Here is a 1,134-nt window from a genome sequence, read left to right on the forward strand (position 1 = left end):
GCCGAGCCCGCCCGTTGCTTCCACCACGGTTGCTCCGCCGCCGATGATCGTCCCGCCGCTATAGCTGTTGGCGGAAGTCAGGTGCAGCGTTCCTCTGCCGGTCGTCGACAGCGAGCCCGCGCCGTTGATGTCGCCATTGGCGGAATCGATGAAAAGCCCTTTGCCGGCGCCGACATCGAAGGTGCCGCCATTGGCGCCCAGGGTGATGCCGCGGCTCATATAGAGCGATAGCGCGACGGGCGTTACTTTCAATGTGCCGCCGTCCAGCGTCAGCGCTCCCGCCGCATCGCCAAGGGCCGCATCACGGCTGATGCTCAACGTCCCGCTGTTGACGAAGGTGCCGCCCGAATAGGTGTTGGTGCCGGTCAGCGTCAGGGTTCCGGCGCCGAGCTTGGTGAGCCCTCCTTGGCCCGTCAGTGCCTGGCTCACGGTGAAGGTGTTGGCGCTGTCGGCAATGTCGAAGCTGCCGCCGCCGGGGCCCCAGTTGATCGTGCGGGTGGTGGACTTGAACGAGGTGCCGGTCACTTGCAGCACGCCGCCGTTGAATGTCAGGGCGCCTGAGGCCGCTCCGAGATTGGCGTCCGACGACACCGACAATGTGCCCTGATCGATGGTCCACGACGTCACCGCGTTGGTGCTGCCGGTCAGGGTCCATGCGCCGGTGCCGGTCTTTTCGTAAATTCCGAAACCCTGGTATTGCTGTCCGACGCCTGAGACGTCGAAGCTGCTGTCGACGTTCCCGCCGAGCCTCAACGTGTCGTCGGCGCTGAAGGCCTCCACAGTGCCGCTGATCGCCGAGCCGGCGCGCAGCTCCAGCGTATTGGCACCGCCGGTAAACTGGATCGCATCCGCCTGTGGGCCGCCGCCGTCGATCGAGAATCCACCAGCGAGGGTGCCGCTGTTGGTCACGGTGAGATCGGCGCCGACAATGCCGACCCCGCCGGATCCGGCGAGGTAGCGTGGATCGCCATAGCCGCTGGCGCCGCCCGTGCCGCCCTGCACGGTGCCGCTGTTCTCGATCGTGCCGCCACCCGACATGACGATGCCGCCGCCGCCGACGCCACCGCTACCGTCGGTGCAGCCACAGCCATTCGCGATGCCGCCGCCGCCACCACCGCCACCGGAAATGGTGCC

Annotated in this window: 1 protein-coding gene; it reads right to left on the bottom strand. The window is 67.2% G+C overall.

Annotated elements, in window-relative coordinates; translation table 11 throughout:
- Positions 1–1,134, bottom strand: a 1,134-nt coding sequence (locus tag EN955_RS34515; RefSeq protein WP_206523778.1) for an autotransporter-associated beta strand repeat-containing protein, incomplete at both ends; no start/stop codon positions are given.

The organism is Mesorhizobium sp. M7A.F.Ca.CA.001.04.2.1 (genome assembly GCF_003998485.1).
Classification (GTDB): Bacteria; Pseudomonadota; Alphaproteobacteria; order Rhizobiales; family Rhizobiaceae; genus Mesorhizobium; species Mesorhizobium ciceri.